The organism is Bacillus cereus group sp. BfR-BA-01349 (genome assembly GCF_022663795.1).
GTDB classification, from domain to species: domain Bacteria; phylum Bacillota; class Bacilli; order Bacillales; family Bacillaceae_G; genus Bacillus_A; species Bacillus_A cereus.
Map to the genome: position 1 here is coordinate 110,376 of NZ_JAKUGE010000005.1, position 23,576 is coordinate 133,951.

A 23,576-nucleotide genomic window follows, 5' to 3' on the forward strand; every position below is an offset into this window, starting at 1 on the left:
GTGCCATGCCAACTTTACATTATTCGGTGCGATTAACATGAAAAATAGTAGGCTACATTATATAGAAGCTTCTTGTTGCAATTCAATTTATTTTCAGCATTTTTTACAATATGTCTTAAATGAAACTCCCCATACACATTGTGATGGGATTATGCCCCGTATTCATCATGCAAAACTATGGAATCTTTTCTGAGAAGGAGATAAAAATGTCAGTTCTTTTCTAGAACATCTTTCTCGATTTCTGGAAAGAGTACTTCGAAGATTAGGGCCCGAACAATTGTTAAAATATTAATCGGAGCTTATATAGGTATTTCATAAACCTTTTCTTTTGAATTTTCCAATAGCAATTTCTAATTTATTTTGATCCCCTCTCCTTACTATCATTCTCAAAAAAATTCTAGCATCAATACTATTCGCTACTCTTTACTAATGTTTCAATATCCAAACTTCCGAGTATAATGAATATAACATAAACAGTATTCATTTTGTACACTATCCACTTCTAACTTTTGAATTTATTTTTTTATAAAATCCTCATCTACAACATTTAAGAACCTTACAAAACACCCCATTTTTTAACGACTATCAAAAACATCTAACTCATATAGACAATTTAACGATTGCTACTATACATTTTTTAATGTTAGTTCGAACCGATTCCTAATAAAATTTGAATTAACCTCTGAATTTTTTCTGTATTCACAGAAGCTTTCTTCATAATGGAAGAAAAATGATTCAAGGAGCATGATACTTTAAAAGACAGTAATTGAACAAGATATTATTTTGTAACCGTTGGCTACTAGTATCGTTTTTCTTTAAATTATCATGATATATCTGAAATCCTGAAAGAACGTGGTGTTTCAGTTCATCAAACAACGATGATGCGCTCGGTTATGAATATGGAAATCTAATCTATCAAATTTGGAAGAAGCAAAACAAATCTGCACTTCATGCTTGGCATTTCGATGAGACGTATATCAAAGTCCAAGTAACTTATATCGTGCCATTGATTGTGATGGGCATACACTAGACTTTCAACTTTGAAAAACACGTGATTATCAAGCTGATTATACTTTTCTGAAAAGACTAACAAAACATTTTGAGAACCAGCAGTTCTAACAACAGATAAAGCGTCACCTCTATCATGTGCATTCAAAAAACTACAGAAAAACGATTATTATCCCTATACCAAACACTGTACCATTAAACATCGTAATAATTTTATTGAACAAGATCATAAACATGTCAAATATCGATTTTTCAACGTCCAAGGAACTTCAGCAATTTTTAACTACTCCCTAAACATTCATCCTTATTTTCCCCACTTGTTAATATTTTTTCAAACTTTATAACAGAACCAAAATATACAAGGTAGTTAATTCATGTCCTGAAAATCTTCTTTTTCATCTCCCAGTACCAGCTAAACTGCAGCTATTTTACATTGATAATCATAAACTGAATCGCCTATTGCTCTTAATTTTGCATCTCCAGTTCTAAAAAAAAAGATCCTTGAATATTTCAAGAATCGTTTTGGGTTGAATCTATTTATAGAGATCAACAGCAAAATCGAAATACGTATCCAGATAAGGTTCATTAGCTAATGTGTAATGCCACCATTCTTTTTGATAGGGTTTAAATCCATGTTTCTCCATTGTTTGCTTTAACATTAAACGATTTTCAGCTTGTTTAGAAGTAATAAGATTTGTACCATGATGTGAAACCTCACCAAAAAAGTCAAATGCGCCCCCCATATCTACTTCTTTTCCTGTTTGTAATTCCACAAGTGTCAAATCTAGTGTACTTCCTCTAGAATGGCCAGAGTGATTGGTGATATAACCTTTGGTAAATAAATCTGCCTTGTCTACATGCGGATAAAAAATATCTTTTGTTTTCACGTCCTGTATATCTTTAGCCCAACGAACAAAATGATTCACAGCAGATTGTGGTCGATATGCATCAAAGATTTTTAATGTATAGCCTTTTTCTCTCATTTCCTGATTTACCTTTTTTACTTGCATGGCAGCATCTTTCGTTACAATAGCCAAAGGCAAATGATAAGAATCAATTCGATTCCCCACAAAATTATATGTGCTATAATACCGCATTTCTAAAATGACATCTGGCACAATATCAGTCAAATAAACAAAGGTTTTTGGCATTGTTTTTTCTAAGTTTTGACGTTGCAAGGATAGCCTTTTCTTTTGTTCAGTTGTATTAGAAAATATGTTAGAAAACGTAAAAACACTCGTTACTAATATAAAGAAACCTCCAAATACAATAAAAGGGATAGTAAGTTTATGCATATATATATTCCTACTTTCTTAGTAAAATGATAGGTTCTGATACACATAAAGAATACATTCCAAAGAACAATCCGGTTTCCTGCAGAAATCGTTATTTATACTGTTAGTCCAAACAATTGACGGATGAATCATTTCTGGTTTTGAACAGACTAATCTGTACATCTGTTCTTTTTTCATGGATTCTACTCCTTCAAGAATGGCTGTAGCTGTGCCAAAAGACTTGAATCCTAGCATAGAACGTACATATTTCTTAATAAATTGATCATCTTGTTCCACTATATTATTGAGATACCTAACTTATCTTAGCTTTATTCCTTCGGACATATGTTTTTTCTTCTTTTAACGCTTAAATGTCTACAAGATAGGCAGAGGCTTATCTACTGTTATCACGCTAGGTTTAGAAATGTATGAAAAATCCAAAGCTTTCTTGAAAACACACTTTATTTTCTTTGGCTTTCCTAGTGTACCTCCACTAAAATGTAGTCTAGATGTTCGTATTGAAGAGTCTTTAAACGAGTGACTATTTTCTAAAAAATCCTTCCTTGTTACAATTGGAATTTTTGTATACAGGTTATAATTAAAATTCTCCTCGAAATTATCAACTATAAATGAGAGTTTTCTCCTGTAATAATCAGAGTTTTTTTCAGGGATAATATACGTTTTAACATTTTTTCTTTTGGGAATTCCATTCATATCTACCTACTTTACGTGTTATAGTTTATTCAAGAATCTTTGACTACACATAACGTTTTTATAGATCTATCTTTTGGACCCTTAATTGGTAGACCAGCTTTCACATTTCGTTGAATCAATGATAAATTTTCAACATCTATTATTTCTCCAGGAACAAAAATCGGAATTCCAGGTGGATAGACCATAACAAATTCAGCAATTATTTTCCCTATTGTTTTTTCAATCGGTAGAATCTCTATCTCTGAATAAAAAGCCTCGTGAGGTGATACTGCAAGAGAAGGTATTTTTGGCATGTCCATTGTAATAGCGTTTTTAGTAGAATTTTTAGACTTAAATGTTTGTGATAATTCCTTAAGAGCCAAAATTAATAAATCAACTTCTTTTTTTGTATCTCCGAATGTAATAATACAGACAATATTGAACAAATCTGATAACTCCACTTCAATATTATATTGCTTTCTTAACCATACTTCTGCATTATACCCTGTAATACCGAGTTTTTTTACAGAAACTACAATCTTTGTAGGGTCATAACCACTCAATGTATTTAATATCACTACATCTGCTCCAGGACAGTACAGATAATCAATTTGATTTATTTGCTTGCGAGCAGATTTGGCTAAATGAATTACTTTTTCAAGTAATTCATTCCCTTCTGTTGCTAATCTTTTTCTAGCAACATCCAAAGAAGCTAATAATATATAAGATGTAGAAGTCGTTGTAAGCATACTAAGGATAGCCTGGACTCTATGAACGTTTACAAGTCCTTTTTTAACATTTAATATAGAACTTTGAGTTAAGGATCCTCCTAATTTATGAATGCTTGTTGCTGCCACATCTGCACCAGCTTGCATCGCTGATATCGGTAAATCATCATGAAAATAGAGATGTGCACCATGAGCTTCATCTACTAAAACTGGTATATGATACTTATGAACCAAATCTACAACTTGTTGTAAATCTGTTGTAAAACCGAAATAAGTTGGATTTACAACTACTACACCTTTAGCATCTGGATGATTATCCAGTGCTTCCCTTAAAGTTTCAATAGAAACTCCATGTGAAACACCTAAAGTAACATCAAATGTAGGCTGAATAAAAATAGGGATTGCACCCGAAAAAATGATTGCAGACATAACAGATTTATGTACATTTCTTGGTACAAGAATCTTATCCCCAGGACCACAAACACTCATTATCATAGCTATAATAATAGTTGTTGTTCCTTGAACTGAAAAAAAAGTATAATCCGCTTCAAATGCGATCGCAGCTAAATCTTGTGCTTCTTTAATTATTTTAGTTGGATGATTTAAATCATCCAATGGTTCAATCGAGGTTAAATCTATAGCAAGTGTGTTCTGACCAATAAAATCAAGAAATTCCGGGTCCATTCCTCCCCCTTTTTTATGACCTGGTACATGGAATTGAACTGGATTGTCTTTTATATACTTTACTAAGAAAGAAAACAAGGGCGTTTTATCTTGCCTCAATGCTCTTCCTCCTCTCTTTTACAAATAATGTTTTATTATCCAATTAATTCATTCTGTATACTACAGACATGGCTCATCTACATACTTTATATCAAATAAGCTTTAAGCGTGTAAAGAGCCTCTGAAATACAACATATTCATATTTTCCTTGCATAAAGACTATCAAAACCTCTAATATAACGGCCCCCTTGATGCATACACATTCAACAGCGTAAATATTCTGTTTTTTCTGACTTTATATGAAAAAGTAACTTAATTCCTCTTTCGCGTTCAAAAAAACTGCAATCTTATATTTATGGGCTACGTTTACTACTTAAACAAATTTTCAGTTCTAATCTTCAAAGTTATTTTTCAGGAAATTAATAAAATTGCCCTAACAAAGAAAAAACTGATATTTTCATTTCCTTATACGATGCATAAAAACGATTAGAAATGACACTTTTATCGATATTACAACATCAACTGTTAATTATTGCAAAAACTGGATTTACAACTTGAGGTTTGTACATTAAGAGCCATTTACTCAAGCTTTTGCTAAAAATTATTAGAATTATACGTGTTACTTAGATTCATAGGTTCGGTTCATAAAAAAGATTTTTTGATCCTTCTAATCAAAAATTTTTTTATTGCTACACCCTGTATTTCATGCGCATTCGATTTTAGTTTCCCTAATAAATAAAAGACAAAAGAATCTACTCGATCCTTTTGCCTCTATGACATATGCATTTGATAAAGCTTAGTATTCAATATTGTTATTCAATCCTACCATTGTATTTAATGACTTACTCCTAATTTGTAATCGCATAAATTTTTACTGTGAATTTTTTCTCTGCACCGCTTGGATTTGCAATATAATACTTAGAATGCTGGTACGCTTCTGTTCTAGATTGATCAGAAAGTTGTCTCCAGCGAACTGGATCTGTACCTAAAGATACATCAATCATCACATTAAATGAAATATTTGATGGTCGTTCGTTTCCTGTAGGCTCTACTACCCATTTCAATCCTTTTGTTCCATTCGATAAATTATTAATAATAAAATTTTGACCAGATCTATTTTTTTGACCAGATAATGGTCTTGCTTCTGAAGAAGTCGTTGCAACAAGTACTTCTTTTTCACTAGACTCAATCTCATTTAATTTTATTATATTATCTATTAAACCTGGTCCCGGGAAATCAGCTGCAATAATCCCTGCATGCGCAACTTCGTTTCGTTGAATCATTTCAGTTCCAAATATATTAATTCCACCATAATACACTTGACCATTATTTCCTCTTGGAAAATCAGGCCATTTATTAGTCGGATTACTTTGAATCAACTTTATATTCCCATCCGTACTTCTACTATCCTTTCCACTCGCAATAAACCAAGGGAAGAAATTATTAATAAACGACGATGCGCCACCAGTTCCACTAAAATGATTTAAATACAGTTCGTTACCTTGATCTAGATTCGCCGCTAATAAATGATTTTTAACCGCGCTCCACTTCGCATACAGCCCATTTGAATCTCCGGTTACTTCAAAATCGTCTTGAATATTCAAAGTATCATAGTATATTCCATATTGTTTAGACGCTTCAAAATTTTGCAATATAACAATTTTCCCTCTAATATCTTTCAATTTGGGATTGTTTCTTTCGAAATCAGGTACTAAATTCGGATCCCAAAAATAAGAAGCATTACTATTTTTATAGCTATTAAATATTTCTTCAAAAGACTTTGAACCACTTTCAGCATCATGCTCTTCTTTTAATCTCATTACTACCACTTCACTTGGATTTTCTTTCAAGAATTGAATTGTATCCCTTAATACGTCTCCAAACATCGCCTTTTGATAGACAATCCCATGATGCATAGCAAATGATCCTTTTGTACGTCTGACACGCATATCAACATATCTGATTCCTGCATGTAGTTGTTGAGAAAGTGTCATCGTTTGATTTCTTGTCAAATTCTCATCGATAAAAGTCGCACCATGCAGTGCCATCGTACCATGTGTTCCTGGAATTGAAATTTCACTAATTTTCTTATTCTCCTCGACTTGAGACATCCAATTTTTATTTTGATATCCAATATTTGATTCATAAGAATATCCTGGATGGGTTGCAGCAAATGCGATATCTGGTATGAATACACTACTTAATGCAATACAAGTTATAACACCTTTTTTCACTATTATATTTCTTTTAAATTTCTCTACTATTCTTTTCAAATGTTACCTCCTGTTGTAATAATAAAAGAATTGTCCCTTTATTATTCTATTATTTAAGGACAATTCTTTTTTTACCGCATAAAATTGAGTACTTTTTTTATAATAAAACTAATTTACTTCAAACACCCATAAGGTCCAATTTTATCACAGTCTCCATTTGGTTATTCTAATTAATTCGAAATCGCATATACCTTTACAGTAAAGTTTTTAGACGCTCCCTGTGGATTTGAAATATAAAATTTAGAACTCGTTTGAATATCTGTTGTTTTTTGATTAAACAAATCACTCCAAATAACTGGATCTGTACCTCCACTTACATCACGCATAAGTTTAAATCGAATATTTGATACCGAATCTGGCGTTGTTGGTTCTACTACCCATTTCAACCCTTTCGTTCCAGCCGGTAAATTACTAATAGTAAAGTTTTGACTTGACCTATTTTTTTGCCCTGGCGATGGCGAAGAATTAGATGAAACTGTTGCCACTAATGTCTCTTTATTATTATAATGAGCTATTTTTGTTTTCTTCGTATTATTGGATTTATTTACAGCCCACACTTCAATAGAAGTACTTTCTGCATATCCATACCCACCATTAAATTCAAGGAAATTAAGATATTTGGAACCATCAGGTTGAACAGTGTTTCCTGGTTTAATTGCCGTCCAACTACCATTCACTTTCAATTGATAATTCACCGCTTCAGTTGGGATTTTTCGGAATGTAACACCATTCACATATTTTTTATTCACATGATTCACGATATTCCAATTCTTAAATTGGTGCTGTGGTTCATTTTCCTGCAATTTCATCTTTAGATGATCATTCTTCTCATCTACTGCATACACTGCAATTTTTTTATAATTATCAATCCCTTGATTATTATTAAATTTATTAAAGTTTAAATATCTCTTTCCATTCGTATCTGTTACTGCATCTGACCTAATCTCTGTGAATGTCCCTTCAATCTCCAATTGATACCTTAACTTTGCCGATGGGAATTTCGAAAATGTAACACCGTCAATACGATTGGATGATGAGGTTTGCCATGTTTCTACTCTGTGCCCTTTTTGCAAATCTTCACTTGGTGCCCACTCTGTTACAGACACATCATCAAAATGTAATTGCGCATTCCCTTTATTTTGAAAACCGATTTTAGAAAAGAACTCTGGATTCCCTCCAGTATTGAAAGAAAACTCCACCATTTCCCATTTGTTTCCTGTTACTTTACCAGACGTTTTCGCTCCTTTTCCTGAACCAATTTTATTATCTACATAAAATGTAACATCATTACTTCCAGTACTTACTCCTGTTCTTACATAAGCTCTCGCAGTATAACTTGTATACGGTTTTAAAGCCAAGTCTCTCACTGTGTATCCGTTTCCATTTTCACCTATTCTACCACGTTTTTGTCCTGTATATCCTCCATTGTCCTTATACGTATAATACCATCCTGCACTATTGGCTTCAAAATCGTGATAGGCAGTTGGAATATGTAATGTGATTTTCATACCACGCTTCCACTTTGCATTATACACTTTTTTATCCGGCATATTTTTTAACTGATTTTCAATTTCTTTTTGGGTTTTCGCATCGCCGATTAAGTTAACTGCAGATTCATCAATCCAAATATTTTTTCCATTTCGATCCATAATATACAATCTTCCACCTTTCTCTTTTGCACCAAAAGCCTTTTTAATTGCTTCTTTAATTGTAATTTCGGGTGTTTTATCCTCTGGATTATTTGGATTTTTTGCAGCCACTCTTCGTTCTAAACTATCTTTTCCTGTTCCAAAGTTCAATGTTAATGCCCCCGATACAGCATCGATGTTTGTGCGAATTGGATCCCACTGCTTTGATGGATCTGTTGTTGGATTTCCAGTTGAATCTACTGTTGCATATTGTCCTTTATTTTGCGTAGTTTCAAGATTTAATATCTCATCACCGGATTGTATTTTATCCAATTGCTCTCCGTTAATTGGAATTTTAACTGTTCCTGCTTCATTTGCCGTATTCAAAGATATGGGCGCCTGTCCACGTTTCGGATATGTATCCCCCGGTGCTAAACTATTGCCGATTTGATTTGGACCTGATGTAATCGTCGCGATTGATGCTCCCGAATGTTGAAGTACACAATTTGATGTTGGTTTGACATCATAGATTGGAGCGGTTCCTGCATTATAGTATCGAATATTCGCATTTAAAAATGCCCTTTCTGCGGGATTAACACCAATCTGTTTAGACCAAGTTTCACTCTCTGTATTTTGAACTGAAGTACTATTGCTCCAGGAGTGCGTATACTTTGGAGAAAATTCAAAACTAAACGCTGATTTTTCTCCTCCTGTAAATCCGATTTTCCCACCAAGATCCACACTATTTGATGTTGTACTTGTATCTGTTACGCTTTTTGTTTTCGTACCCGAAGTTCCTTCTGATACATTTTCATTTGGCGAAAAATGAAATTTCTCCATCCCTACCCCTACAGCAGGATATGCAGCTACAAGTGGATCTTTTGCTTCATCTTTTGTTGCCGCTGGCATATGCCCTGTTACTTTTTCAAAATCTGTATATGGATCAGCCGCTGTTCTTGCACTTCTCGGATTCGATATATACTTTTTATATCCTAAGGTTGCAAAGGATTCATTCCATGGAACAATTTGATTATCTTTAAACGTGTAACCATTTTCCTCCAAAACATCCGGTATACCATCCTTATCCGTATCTACCAACATAGGTGCTTGTCGAGCTTGTCCTTTTTTATCGAATAGGTTACTTTCTGGTATTAATTTCTGATCTTTTTGGTTATCAGGTACATTTACCTTTGCAGAAAAATCAGGTGACATGATATTTTCACCAGGAATTTTTATTTTTTCAGATTGATTCATAGCCCAGAACAATTGCAACTCTTTATTATCTTTATTTTGGAACTCTATTTTAATTTCATACTCTTGATCTTTTTCTAACTTAATAGATTGATCTGCGCTCTTTTGATTTACGATTGTCTCACCATTAATTTGCAATATTACATTTTGATCATTCGATGTAGAAATTTGATATTCTCCCGATTGAGAAGGTTTCAGTTTCCCTAACCACCTTACAGATTGAATACTTTTTTCATCTTCATGCATTTTGTTTTTCTTCATTAGTTCACTATTCTCACCTACTTGAATATATGCCAATTGAGAAAATGCATCATCTGTAAAATATTGTCCCATTAGGCCATTAACACTATTTTGTTCACTTTTGTTGCTTATACTTTCGGACCGTGTTTCATTTTCTGCTAAAGATGCTGTTGGAAAAGTTGCAAGTTGTGTTAGTAATGCTGTGACTGTTAAATACTTGTAAATATTTCCCGAAATTATCCCCCCCTTTTTTTCTGTAAAATGCTGCAAGTTTCCCCCTTCAAATCTTTTCTCTTAGGTATACTTGCCTCCTTTTCATTTCGCCCCCTTTTCCAATATTCTCAAAAAGTACATATATCAACTATCCTTCACTAAACCATACAGAAAATATATTCTGCTTAATATTTGATACTTTTGAGTATATTCACTATACCATCCATTGTATACAATTTGAATACTATTTTTGAACTTTTTTGAATTTTGAGATATTTTTAGGTATTACTATTATTATAAGGTCCAAAACAATACTTTTTTCATAATCCCCTTTTGTTTAAAAGCTACTTTGCCAAGAGACTTTTCATCTCAATATTTCATAATTTAAGCGTCTTTCTTTTTTCGAGTCATAAGATCTTAATCAGCATTACCATAATTATCATTAACGTATGTATTTAACCATAATTTAATATATCCAGCAGTTATCCTTTGTGCCTCTATTAACCGCTTCCCTGTTACAGGCGTAACCGCCTCTCGCCACTGATTTGCGTATTGCTGTGAAAATGACGCTTTCAAAAACCATTCCTTTGTATCCTGGTTTACAATATCCGTAAAATCTTGTTTTGAATATACTGCTGCTGCTTGCATCCATTCAGCAGGATCGTGTCCTTTCCAATTCCAATAGCCTTTTCCATCTTCCACTCGATACTGATCTTTTATTGAATCAACAAAATTTTCATATTTTGAATGAAACCCTTGTGGAAATGATAGATTTGTAAAATTTGCTGCATGCATCGGTTGAAGCACATCACCTAAATAATGTAGAGATAATCCTAAGTGAAAAAACGCATCCGCCATTCGTTTTTGCTTATAATATTCACCTGCCAGTTTAAAATATTTTACGCCTGTCTCATTTGCCTGTTTGGCCAATGGAATATACGTTTCTTTCGTATCTGGATCATAAAAATGAGAAGAAAATGTATAATTGTCGAAATATGGATTTTTATAATCAGCTTGATAAAGCCCTTGTTCTAATTCATATTTCCATTGCTTTATGATTTCCACTTGCCATCGCTGCACTAATCTATAATCGTATTCAAGTATATCTATGGATCGATTTACAATCCACAAATGAGAATTTTGCCCTTCTTTATGCTTTGTTTCTGCAGACCATTTCGGTATAATTTGATAAGATTGCCCTTCATGTGCATAAGCCTTACTATGCACACCAAATCCCAATATAACTACCATTCCAAATATTAAACTAGTTTTTTTCATCTTTACTACCCCCAACTGATATATGTTCATCCACATCAAAAAAGAAATACTCATTCTATAGATGTTAGATATCAAAAAACCTTTGAAAATTCTTATCCACTATTCTAAAAAAGGTTCTGAAGCAAATAATGGCTACCTTCCAAATACTTGATGAAAGAGTTATTTTTAATTTTGCACAAACATCCTGTAAATCAACCTGTTCTTTTTTTATTATACATAGCTCTTCTACTCCTACAAGAATAGATTTAGCTGAATGAAATGATTACATCCAAACTTACGACGTATACATTTTTAAAGTTTTATAATGAAACAATGGTCTTACTCTACGATGTGAGTAAGACACGATATCTGCCTTACGGTGTTCACTTTCTTCAAACACACGATTTCACAAGAATTTAAAACTAGAAAAGACCGCAAAACTTTCTTAAAGATTGCAGCCTTATTCTTACTACATTTTTTCAAATCAACATCATTTATATTTCCTTCACAATCAACGACACGATAGAAATACATCTGGTGTTCTTTACCAGTATATACGATTCTCCTGTTCACCATGAGTCTTTGTATAAATCAAACTCACTGGTACTTCCATCATTTTCATTAGGTTACATTACCGAGACCTTTCCGTAAATCCTAGTATACAGTTAACGATAATACTACTATTTGATTCGGAATGCTACATTTCACATTAAAACAATAAATATTTTCTATCTTCTACCTTGGATTTAATTTGATTGTTGCTTAGTAAAAATTTTTGAAGCGGAAAGGTCTTTTTCCCCCATTTTCAAATGGTAACTCTTTGCCTTTGAATTCAAAAACAACATAATCTTTTCCATCCACCGTTACAACAAACTCATAATTTTCTTCGCGATACATATCAAATTCATAGTGATTCATTTCTCTATTAGGACCTATTAATTTACTTCCACTCCACACATCTGTAATTTTATGAATAACATTCCTCGTTGTGTTCACTACTTTATATTTAGCAGTAAGACCGTTGTTATTTGTGAAACCATAGAGCCACGGTTTAGAGTTAAGATTCAACTTTACAACTTTCAGAAATTGCGGAATAGCTTTACGTTCTATTTCACTTTCTGTACTTACAGCTTGTACTATACTTTTATCAGACGTTTTAATTTCATTCCCCAGTGAATTCAACTTGATTGTTCTTCCTCCATTTTGATCTACTATATCCGAAGCAGGAATATAAACAGGTTGTTGGCCGTTTATTTATACTTGATAACGAGCTTTTTCATTGGGAAACTTATGTAGAACAATATTACTTACTTTATATTGGCCTCCTTGTAGCGAACTTGTAAATTTCTTTACGGCATGGGCCTGCTGCATATTTTCAGTTTCTTTCCATTCTGTCACAGACACATCATCAAAATGTAATCTTCCCTTTCCAACTGTTTTAAAGCCTAATTCTTTGAAAAATTCTGGGTTAGAGCCAGTATTAAATGCAAATTCAAAGAGTTTCCATTCATCACCTTCTATTTTCCCACGAACTTTCGCTCCGCGTCCTCCATTTCCTGTTACATCAGGGTCTCCTACAAAGAAAGTCGCTTCGGTACTCGTTCCCCTATCTGCTATCACATATGCTTTGGCCGTATAACTGGTATAAGGTTTTAAATTAAATTTTCTTTTTGCATAAGAAGGGGCACTATTACCATTCTCATAACCGTGAGTTTTTCCTGAATTATGACCACTATCCTTCAATGTATATATGTATTATCCTGTGTTTCAAAATCATAATAAGCCTCCGGCACATGAAGGGTCATTTTCATACCGCGTTTCCATTTAACATTGTATAATTTCTTATCCTGCATATTTGCTAACTGCGCTTCGATTTCTTTTTTAGTATTTGCATCTAGAATAATATTCACCGCAGATTCATCTATAATAATCTCTTCTCCATCCTAATTTACGTATGTCAGCCTACCGTTTTTTCAATTGTACCAAATGCTCTTTTAATCGCTTCTTTCACAGTAATCTCTGGTGTCTTATCTTCAGGATCCGCTCGCTCTAAACTTTCTTTAACAGCTCCAAGAGTTAAGGTTAACGAACCTGATACTGCATCTACATTCGTTCGAATAGGAGACCATTCCCCTCTAGCTACCGGTTGACCAGCCTCATCGAGCTTTTGATAGGTTCCTTTATTTTTCGTTGTTTCAACATTTACAATTTCACTACCATTTTGAATTTTATCCAAGGTTTCCCTAATAACCTCCATTTTAACTGTTATTGACTCATTCGCTTGTCCTAAAAAGATAGGAGATTTCCCTTTCGCAGGATATATAGCACCAGGCGCTAAACTATTACTAATGGTATTTCCATTGGCAGTAACTGTCGCAATAGACACCCCCGAATTTCTTAACACAAAATTCGAAATTGGTCTTAAATCATATACAGGTGCAGTCCCCTCATTATGATACCTTACATTCGCACTTAAATAAGCTGCCGTGGAAGGATTCACTGCAATTTGCTTAGACCAACCTTCCATTTCAGTAAGTTGTCCTAAAATCGCTGTAATTGTTAAACATTTGTACACTTTCTTAAGTTACATAAAACTCTTCCCCTTTTCGTTTTATAAATAGACAATAAGACAACTATACATATTGGTAGAGGTATATAATGAGTAAATCTAGCTTTTGTTGTCTATTTCCTATCCCTTTGCTAAATACATTATATGCATATTACATTTCATTACCTCTTAACAAAGATACTACCACAAATTGTATACAATTTGAATACTTTTTCGGAATTCAGTTAACTTCTGATACAATGTACCCGTTTCGTTGCACATTTTCATCTATATACATTCAATTTGGTATTAAAAAAACTTTAAAACGCTCTATACCGATAATCATACCTAGATGTAAAAAATCAAATAGACAGGAAACAATTACATTTCAACAGACACCAATTTATGCCCCCTTTTATAGATTGGTGTTTTTAATTTATCGTAATAACCTGCAATATGATTTCGTCCATAGTGAAGTCTTTTAATCACACTTCCTGTAATCGGAAAATCCAATCAAAATAGAGTGTTTAATTTCAGTTATGGATATACATTGTTTAGGTACATTATAAATGAATCAATAACAATTCCCCATACTGATTTTCAACGCAACCATGTGTTTTAGAAGATTTCTCTAAGTATGAGTTTGTAGTTTTCTCCTTCCACTTATCGATTCCCACCTCCTTCACTGCTACTATATAAAAAATCATATTACGAATAAATATCTTAGTATACACAACTAATCTCAGTATGTTTTTATAGTAAAATCCCATAGACATTCTATTGATTATGCAATTATGCATAATCAATAGAATGTCTACCATCAATATAATAAATGTAGTAAGATTATGAATGTGGATACATTTTATAAAGCTGATTCTCTTATTAAAAGCGTAATATGTCAATCGCACTACTGACATAATGTTTATCTAAAGATTCACCTCGCTTCCTTTTATTGAGTGTACTAACAATTTAAATGCAAAGATGATTCTTGCTTTATAGGTTTTGTTTCCACAGAAACAAAAGGGGTTCACCTCTATTTATTTAAAGAAATATTAAGCTGAAAGAAAAGACACCTTCATAATGATTGGGTCTTTTCTTTTGTATACAAACTAATAGATTATCCATACAAAAAACATTTCCATTGATAAGGGCATACGAATTATAACCGACCAACATAGATTGAAGTCTTTTTTTGTTTTTAACATCATATGTTATTACAAAATTCCAATCACAAAACAACCGTAGTGGTTTTTATCATCTAAGACTAAACATCCACCGCATATTATAGCGTTTTTTTATTGGACAGACTCTTTTTATTAATTACTGTCATAATATAAAATTAGCCGTTTACCAATTGTTATTTCTTCGAATGTAAATCCATTATTAAGCTGTTCTAATCAGAACAGCTTTTCTTTTTAACAATATATAATCGCAAGAAAATCCCTCGAATTTAGTAAATTCAAAATGTGATATTATGTAAGTGTGTTCCTAACTTCTCCTATGCCATATTATTATTAGAAAGGCGCTCAATGTAGAGCCCCCCTTTTTTTATTACACAAAAGGCTATACTCTTTTCTAAACACTCCTCCTTTATAACTTTTTATGCATACACCATTGAAGAATTCCTTTTGTAATCTATAAAGACAAACAGCTTGACACTTATTACTTTGTCAATCGAGTTCGGCAATTTGATGACACTTTGTTTCAAAGAAAAACAGAAAACCCTAATAGATATTAGTGAAAATAGAATGACATCCGATTTCCACCTTTGTTCAAGTAGCGAATTGATATTCACAAAAGCATAAACAATCCTCTGTAACAAAAATATGAAATTATGTTACAGAGGATAAAATATCATAAAAATGCAGTGTAGTCTCATACTTCTATTACAACTTATTTAGAAACCTTTTTCATCATTTAAAATAAATACCCTCTTACTTTAAATAGGACATTTGAACTTTACCCCTCTCTCCTTTTCCACTCTCATGTATAATACCAAATTTGTATTCCAAAAGTTCACAATTCGATATGCAGCCCCAAAACTTATATACTCAAACTTCCACTCGCCTTCAATTTGTATTCTTTTCCATGAAGACCACACAACATTCCGACTAGACGGTTTAGATAGATCTACTACATTTGTATGAATTACAGTTGATGTCATGGTGTATTTACCATCTGATATGTTTGCTTTTTAAAATTGAAATTATATGACTCGCAATTGGAAATTCTTCTCCTTTATCAAGGATATATACCTGAACCTTATCTCCATTACATATCGTCTCATCTGAAGCTATAAATTCATATCCGAATTCTGTTTTTATCCATACAGCATCGTACACCATGCTATTTTCTATACTTGCATCATAGTTACCTCTTTACTTCAATTCGATAGTGCTTTTTCAGGTATAACTCCCCAGTAAATCTAATTTTAATTACACCCTTTCTATTCACAAGAAGGATTGTAATCTAACTACTCGAATATTTCAAATTTAATTTAAGTACGCAATCGATCAATCCTTTTCCTGGAAAATCCGCAACGATAATTCCGACATGTTGTAAACCTAGTCTCTTAGTACATTCTGTAGTCATTAGGTTCGTGCCCTTATATAATATATTTCCCCCAATATCTTTTGGGTAATCTAAGTATTTGTTCCCCCAATCTTTATCTAAAGATTTTTCAGGAGATGTACCTGTACCACGCGAATTGTAACCGCTTGCAACAAACCATGGTTGCGCCCCTTTCAAAACATTTCCAAACCCTTCTGAACTATCGGCACTTAAATGATTTATATAAATCATAGATCTATTGCTATTATTCGCACTATGTAGATGTTCTTTTGCTTTCTTCCATTTTCCATACATTTCGGATACATTACAATTTACTTTATTCGCATCTTGTATACACAAATTCGTATAAGGAATTCCAAATGAACGTACCGAAGCAAAATCTGTAATAAGAATAATTTTCCCTCTCACCTCTTTTAGTCTAGGGTTATTAGAAGTAGGGGCCCAAAAATAAGATTTATATACATTCCAATAATCTGTAAAAATTTGTTCGAAAGATTCCGATCCGACATCAGCTATATATTCTTCTTTTAATTTCATCAAAATTGCTTCATCGGGCCATTCTTTTAAAAAAGAGCACATTTGGTCTAAAACATCCTCAAGTTCCAAGTGCTGATACACTTGTCCATGATGCATCGCAAATCCATTTTTTGTACGACGAGCATGAATATCAAAATATCGAATTCCCGATTTTAATTGTGTAGTAATTGTCATTCTTTGATTCCTCGTCCAATTCTCATCGAATTCTGTAGAGCCATAAAGTGCAATGGATCTATGTGTTCCTGGTATTGACAACTCACTTATATGTTTTTCACTCGAAAGTTTACTCATCCAATCTTGATTAACATAACCAATATCAGAATCATACGCATATCCATTAGATCCAATGATGTAATCTTCCTCAGTCGTATATCCCTCGAATATAAAAGTCATACTTCCATCTTTTGTAACAGCCCACATCTTTATATGATTATAAAACGTTGTTATATCAATTTTTTGACAATCGGATAATTTTATTTCCAATTCTCCTTGCTCATCTATCAAATAGCTATCATAAATGAAAGGCTCCCCATCATTAATAGAAATTTTATAACCTTTTATTTGATTCAATATATAAGAGGATAATCCCTTAAAACGCATCCTTATTGTATAAAACTTTACATCATAACTCACCGTCTCTTCTGTATGGAAACACGTCTCTATATCCCATTTTTTAAATCTATGTCCATCTTGAATCATCCCTGCTTTTGGTTCTAGAGGAAATAAACTATTATACTGTTCTTCTAATTGAATTTCCCCTGTTTTGTCATCGTATACATATTCATAATTTTTTGCAGTACCATCACTATAATAGTTTTTAAATGTAAAATAATATTTCCCCTCTATAGATGGATAAAATTCCTCGTCCCACAATTCAACAACTTTATAAGTTTCATTATCCTCCATTATTTTCAAATCACTCTCATAGCGATCTAATTTCACCCCAAACCCATACACCTGTGAACCATTCCATCTCCACGTAATAGTTTCCAACTCTTTATCATTTATCTTTTTCCGATATGTAGATGTAATCAAAAGATTACATTTTCCGTTTTTTTTATTTTTCACTTTTTTAAAATGATACCCTACACTACTCATCATACTATCATTTCTTGAAGGCGCTTCATCCATTAGATTGCATTTCAGCTCAAAACCCCTCTCCCATCCTCTTCTTATTTTTTTATTATTTTTAAGAAGGATTTCCACCAAGTTTTTTGGATTTACTAGATTACTTCCTTTCTCAAAGTTTATCCTATCTTTTATTCTCACATTCTTTTTTTGCATCGCTCTATTTCCCTTCTTTCTCTTATAGAAGAATATCTTTTTATTTTACCCTAATTATATGATGAGTTATATACACTATTTTTTCCTTTTAAATTAATATACTAATACAGCTATCTAAAAATTATATTAACATATCCCTCATGTTCTCCTCCTTATATTTAGATAAACATTCATATAAGATATTTACATAGAAATTAATCAATATTTTATAGTGGGTATTTTTAATTGATTACACTCTAATCCCCGATACTGTCATTCTGCAAAATACAATTATCTGAAATCGATTGCTTTTCACACATAAATTTTGAACTCTTATAAACTAAGTGATACCTCTACATGAATTGATTTTTTTAATGCAAAATGAGTTAATTCAAGATTCCACAATTCAGCGCATTCTTGAATTAAATCCACTCAAATAAAATTGTTCAATCTCTATAGTTGTTCTAAATTACTAAGAATGACCATTCTAATCTGTAGTGTTTCCTAGCTCATCATCAAAAATAACATTAAATTCATTCAACACAATGATCTTTAACATCTAGTCCACATATGCAATATTAATCGAATCAAATCGTTCTATCTTCAAACACCTATATGACATCTCCCGCTGAAATAACATCCCAAATTGTAATCAACGTACTTTTTACAACATCATATCCATTATTATTAATAGTACCTCTATATTCTGCCACATTATTTAATACATATGGAGATACAGCTTGAAAGTAAACAGCGTTTATATAATTTGAAGTTTTCATTCATTTTATGTATTTTCCCTCGTAACATCATTCTCCTTTATATTTTACGCCACACTAGAAAATAAAAGAACACATTACCCTATAATCCAGCATCTGCCACTTATTAAGTAATCACATTATCTGCCATGTACATAGTGCGATAAAACTTATTTTTAAAAAAATCACACCTTATTTACTCCCGCTTGATAACCTGAAGAACTTCATCCGCTGCTTTTTGAAAACCACCAGACTCTTTGAATTGTTTTCCTATTCTACGGCTATTTTCTCTATATTTACTATTGGTTAATATTTCTTCGACCGCTTTTGATAATATTGCTGATGTAATATCTTTATAATTACAAACGATTCCCGCTCCAAGTTCTTCTACTCGTTTTGCAACCAAAGGTTGATCATTTACAATAGGTAAGACAATTAGAGGGACACCAAAATATAGCCCTTCGCTAACGCTATTCATCCCTCCATGTGTAATAAAAAGAGACGCTTTTTTTAAAATTTCTAACTGAGGTACATACTCATAAATCTTGAAATTTCCAGGTATCTCCCCAAGTTGCTCTAATTTCATTTCTTTTCCAATAGACATAATGACACTAACCTGTAAATCTTTTAAAGCTTGAAAACACGCCTTATAAAGTTTTGGTTGATTATTCACTTCTGTTCCCATTGAAATGTATATTATATCTCCCCCCCTTTCTAAGGCTTCATAGGGCAACTGAATATCCTCATTACGCTCACTAATTGACGGTCCTACAAACTTAAAACTATCATTAAAATCTTTTCCAAAGGGTTGAAAACTTTCAGACGTAAATACTATTTGCATCTCTCCATGGTAATGCAATATACTTTTCATAATTTCTTCGAAACTACTAAAGTTTTGAAGATTATTTTCAACCATTACTTTTTCGAGAATTTTTTTACACTGTTTCATTTTTGTTGAGCCTTTATCCCCCTCAGAAAATCCTAGAGGGAAATCCTTTAGAATTTTTTCATTCATAGCAAAAGTCGTACATGTCCCTATTGCTGGTATTTTTAATTTTCTAGCTAACATTTGTCCTAATAAAAAATGACTATCATAAATGATATAATCAAATTTATCATTTATTATTTCTTGTAAAATCACTGGAAATGCTCTTTCTACGGCTTTACATAATCGTAATAGTATTTCTTCACCGTCAGACATATATTTTACTCTATTTTCTACACTGAACTCCCGTAATAAATCTTTATATCCTCGGAATTCAACTCCTGTTTCTTTGAGCTTATCCCCATATGTATCCTCACAATAATAAACAATTTGCTCTCCTCTTCTCACAAGCTCACTTACTAACCCAATCGTTGGATTTACATGTCCTTCTGCCGGAAAATTTATCATTAAGCCCCTTGACACCATAACCATCTCCTTCTCATTTTATGCATGCATATTTTATCTAAAATTATATTCCTCTCTTAAATATGTATTTTATCAAAAATCCCACAAGCCTGTATTGAAAAAAAGATTCATAGCATAACAGTTACTCACTGTATTACATATAGAACACTAAATAAACTGTAAAGGATTACATTTTTTATCATTTGATTCGTTTTTATATTCTATTATAGAATATAGATTGCACCGTACAACTATAAATTCGTTCGCTTACACCTTAGAGTTCTAAAATGAGCGCTAGGTTAAGAAAGGTAGGCGATTCAGTTTATGAGTAGAAAAAGTCTATAATCGTCAGTTTAAAATAATTGAAGTTCAACTGACACGAGAAGAAAATATGTTTGTAAAAGAGGTTACGAAAAATCCCCCCGTTCATTCCCAATACAAAATGAAGAGCTGAAAAAAGAACTTGATTCACAAAAAAACAGATATCCCCCAAAAAGAATGTGTAAAGTTTCAATATTTAAAGAAAATAAAGTGTAATAAGTGAAGTAATACAAAAAATATTTGAGAGGCATTGGGGACAATATGGGTTTTTAAGAAGTACAAAAAAACGCAAACAAGTAGGGAAACTGCTGCGTTAATAAATGCAACTCGATGCGAACGGCAGTCGCTAACGCTATGAACTTTATAATAAGAAATCACCTTCCATAGAAAAACCAAACCTCTCAAATCAAGTTTTTCAGACAAATCACAACTAAGCTACCTTAACTTTGTGAATACTTTTTTACACAAAACCAAATCGGCTTTATATGGAGAGGCGGGCATGATACCATTTCAATGGTGCGAAATCTTTGCCTACCGTACACTTTCGCAAAGTGTTCATGCCCGTAGAGGCTCCATATCAAGCCTGTACAGTATTAAAATATGTTCTCAAAGTATGTGTGATCGTCACTACTTTTAAGTGGCTCAAATTTAATTACGAAATACATACTGTTCCTTGTTTTCGTATTACCACTTCCTTTTCAATTACTAAAAAAATTCAGATACCGTAAATATCCGAATTAAATAGCATTACATTTATAATATTTTAAAATTACGTTTACAGCTTCCTCCAAAAATATACCGCTCATATTATCATTCAAAATCCCTATCTCACATTCCTTTTCCAGCCTTAAGTACGACTCATACAATACTTTTCACCATACTCTCAAAAAATTAAAGAACGAGTAATATTCCATCTAATATCTTCTATCAACTTTAATGCCTCATCATACTGAAAATCTGCTAGATATTCTACAATCTTCTCTCTAGTTTGAAGAATTAGTTCCAAAGCTTCTTTTTGTTCTTGATAAATTTCTGTAATACATTGTGCCATAAATTTTTCTTTTAAATCATTTAATATTTTGAGCATATGCTGATTTTTCACGGGATATAATAGGACTGTATATGCTCTCCATAACGATTCATAATAACCTACTACATTATCTTGTTGTATCGCTAATCGTTGTTGTGCGAGAATTTCTCGTAACTCTTTAATATTAAAAGCAAGTTTCTTTTGCTTCGCTTTTTCAATACTAAGGCGCAAAAAGCAGTGCCTAATTTCTAACATCTCGATATAATCCCGTGCAGATATAGTATGTGCATTCACAACTGCCCCATGCCGATTATGAAATATCACAAATTGTTCAGAAGATAACTTCATGATTGCTCTTCTAATAGGTGTACGGCTCACCCCTATATCCTCTGAAAGCTTTTGCTCTACAAGATGCATACCTACAGGATATATCCCATTTAATATTTTTTCTTTAATTGCATTGTATGCGAATTGTTCACGTGTAATTTTTATATCCATTCTCCTACTACTCCTCCCACATTGCACGATCTACGTTTCTCATAATCATGTTACGTAGCTTTTTTGAAAACATTTCACAACTATATATACATTCAATCCCTCACTTTATAGAAACAAGTGATTTTCCATTCCCTACAATACATATCTTTGTTTGTACGAATCTCTTATCCTTTATTTTTCATACAAAATCATTATAATAACACTTAAACTTAATTTTCATCTCCCAATCAGCAAATGAGTACACAACACAAAATTCAAATCCTCCTCTACCATTTTGTAACAACTTTGTAAAAGAGGAAGAATCATTCATCAATACTATTGTACACATAATTATATATTTGTGAATACAATTGTACAGTTACACTAAAAGTTTAAATAAAAACCCTACATGTCCTCATTTCAAAATTATAAATATTTATAATTTTACTCATAAAAAAACAATCCCCTCTAAGTAAACATAACATGTCACATTAAAAATGTATTCATATTACATTTGTTACTTAAAAAGAATTGTCTCTAATGAAAAATTCTATATTTTCACTACTATATCCCCCATCACCAGTACGAATTTATTAAAAATCCGTACTCGATTAATTAATAATTTAACCTAAAACTCCATATATTCACCCAATTTATCGTACTTACATGATTCAAGTGTTCTATCCTTCATTGCTATTATTCGCACTATACAAGTAATTCTTTACTCTCTCCCATTTACCATACATTACAATTTACTTTATGCATATCTTATACACTCAAAGTGCTTTAGACAATCCAAAATGACCTTGCCAAAGAAAAATATTTAATAATAATTTTCCCTCTTACATCTTTTAACCTCAGATTATCAAAAGTATTTTCTAAAATAAAATTCCCCCAAATCACCAATAACCTATAGAAATTTGTTCAAATGGTTGCGATATCGCTTTAACCGTATAGGTTCTTACTTTACCATCATTAAGAACCTCTGCTTAAAGTCCCCACATCTATTAAATTACCTTTCGACTCCTAATACCCCACGCCTTCTTTGCCCTTTTTTTATTAGATACAGCCATATCACTCTTTTTAACTAATTGTTTCCACTACACAAACATTCTACATTTTCCCCATATAAACCTCAGACGATAACAATATGCAATTTTGCATAATTCATAATTCGTTATATAGCATACAACTAGTTGTATGCTATAAGTAAGTTTGTCAAGCAAACACTATACCATAACTTTTTAACAATCTATTTTCAAGTGTATTATCTTCCTGAACCCCAAGGTGACCGTCGGTGCGTCTTGGGGTTTCTCATTGCCACAAATTCCACTAGACTAAACACATTTTGTATAACCCTCTTAACAAGAATTAATATAAATAGAATTGAATCGTA

At 32.4% G+C, this 23,576-nt stretch carries 13 protein-coding genes and 2 pseudogenes; 1 reads left to right on the plus strand and 14 read right to left on the minus strand.

The window, feature by feature from the left end; genetic code table 11:
* Positions 1-806: 806 nt before the first annotated feature.
* Positions 807-1,274: pseudogene (locus MR169_RS05010) on the plus strand (IS6 family transposase); the annotation flags it as partial.
* Positions 1,275-1,541: 267 nt separating this feature from the next.
* On the opposite strand, the gene MR169_RS05015 reads toward MR169_RS05010, so the two are convergent.
* The 14 genes and pseudogenes from MR169_RS05015 to MR169_RS05080 all read right to left on the minus strand — a co-directional run bounded on the left by MR169_RS05015 (position 1,542) and on the right by MR169_RS05080 (position 22,201).
* Positions 1,542-2,303 carry a M15 family metallopeptidase gene (locus MR169_RS05015; protein ID WP_242319051.1) on the minus strand — a complete coding sequence of 254 codons (762 nt, stop codon included), beginning with the start codon at positions 2,301-2,303 and terminating at the stop codon, positions 1,542-1,544.
* Positions 2,304-2,431: 128 nt separating this feature from the next.
* A pseudogene (locus MR169_RS05020) lies at positions 2,432-2,744 on the minus strand (DDE-type integrase/transposase/recombinase); the annotation flags it as partial.
* A 281-nt stretch (positions 2,745-3,025) separates the two neighbouring features.
* Complete coding sequence (locus MR169_RS05025) at positions 3,026-4,486, minus strand: aminotransferase class I/II-fold pyridoxal phosphate-dependent enzyme (RefSeq protein WP_242319052.1); 1,461 nt, start codon at positions 4,484-4,486, stop codon at positions 3,026-3,028.
* 788 nt (positions 4,487-5,274) lie between these two features.
* Positions 5,275-6,699, minus strand: coding sequence for a phosphatidylinositol-specific phospholipase C (locus MR169_RS05030; RefSeq protein ID WP_255846431.1), 1,425 nt, complete (start codon positions 6,697-6,699; stop codon positions 5,275-5,277).
* A 170-nt stretch (positions 6,700-6,869) separates the two neighbouring features.
* Positions 6,870-10,088, minus strand: a complete 3,219-nt coding sequence (locus MR169_RS05035; RefSeq protein ID WP_242319053.1) for a binary toxin-like calcium binding domain-containing protein — start codon at positions 10,086-10,088, stop codon at positions 6,870-6,872.
* Positions 10,089-10,448: 360 nt separating this feature from the next.
* Entirely contained in the window at positions 10,449-11,309 is an 861-nt protein-coding gene (locus MR169_RS05040) for a phospholipase C (protein ID WP_242319054.1), read from the minus strand.
* A gap of 741 nt (positions 11,310-12,050) precedes the next feature.
* Entirely contained in the window at positions 12,051-12,470 is a 420-nt protein-coding gene (locus MR169_RS05045; protein WP_242319055.1) for a hypothetical protein, read from the minus strand.
* A gap of 72 nt (positions 12,471-12,542) precedes the next feature.
* A complete protein-coding gene (locus MR169_RS05050) occupies positions 12,543-13,031 on the minus strand; it encodes a hypothetical protein (RefSeq protein WP_242319056.1) in 489 nt (162 codons plus the stop codon).
* Positions 13,028-13,198, minus strand: a complete 171-nt coding sequence (locus tag MR169_RS05055; protein ID WP_242319057.1) for a hypothetical protein — start codon at positions 13,196-13,198, stop codon at positions 13,028-13,030. The genes MR169_RS05050 and MR169_RS05055 overlap by 4 nt, the downstream gene beginning before the upstream one ends.
* 47 nt (positions 13,199-13,245) lie before the next feature.
* Complete coding sequence (locus tag MR169_RS05060) at positions 13,246-13,863, minus strand: hypothetical protein (protein ID WP_242319058.1); 618 nt, start codon at positions 13,861-13,863, stop codon at positions 13,246-13,248.
* Between the two features lie 2,442 nt (positions 13,864-16,305).
* Entirely contained in the window at positions 16,306-18,228 is a 1,923-nt protein-coding gene (locus MR169_RS05065) for a phosphatidylinositol-specific phospholipase C (protein WP_242319059.1), read from the minus strand.
* Positions 18,229-18,818: 590 nt separating this feature from the next.
* Complete coding sequence (locus MR169_RS05070) at positions 18,819-18,986, minus strand: hypothetical protein (protein ID WP_242319060.1); 168 nt, start codon at positions 18,984-18,986, stop codon at positions 18,819-18,821.
* A 172-nt stretch (positions 18,987-19,158) separates the two neighbouring features.
* A complete protein-coding gene (locus MR169_RS05075; RefSeq protein WP_242319061.1) occupies positions 19,159-20,373 on the minus strand; it encodes a macrolide family glycosyltransferase in 1,215 nt (404 codons plus the stop codon).
* A gap of 1,183 nt (positions 20,374-21,556) precedes the next feature.
* Positions 21,557-22,201 carry a GntR family transcriptional regulator gene (locus MR169_RS05080; RefSeq protein WP_242319062.1) on the minus strand — a complete coding sequence of 215 codons (645 nt, stop codon included), beginning with the start codon at positions 22,199-22,201 and terminating at the stop codon, positions 21,557-21,559.
* Positions 22,202-23,576 lie beyond the last annotated feature (1,375 nt).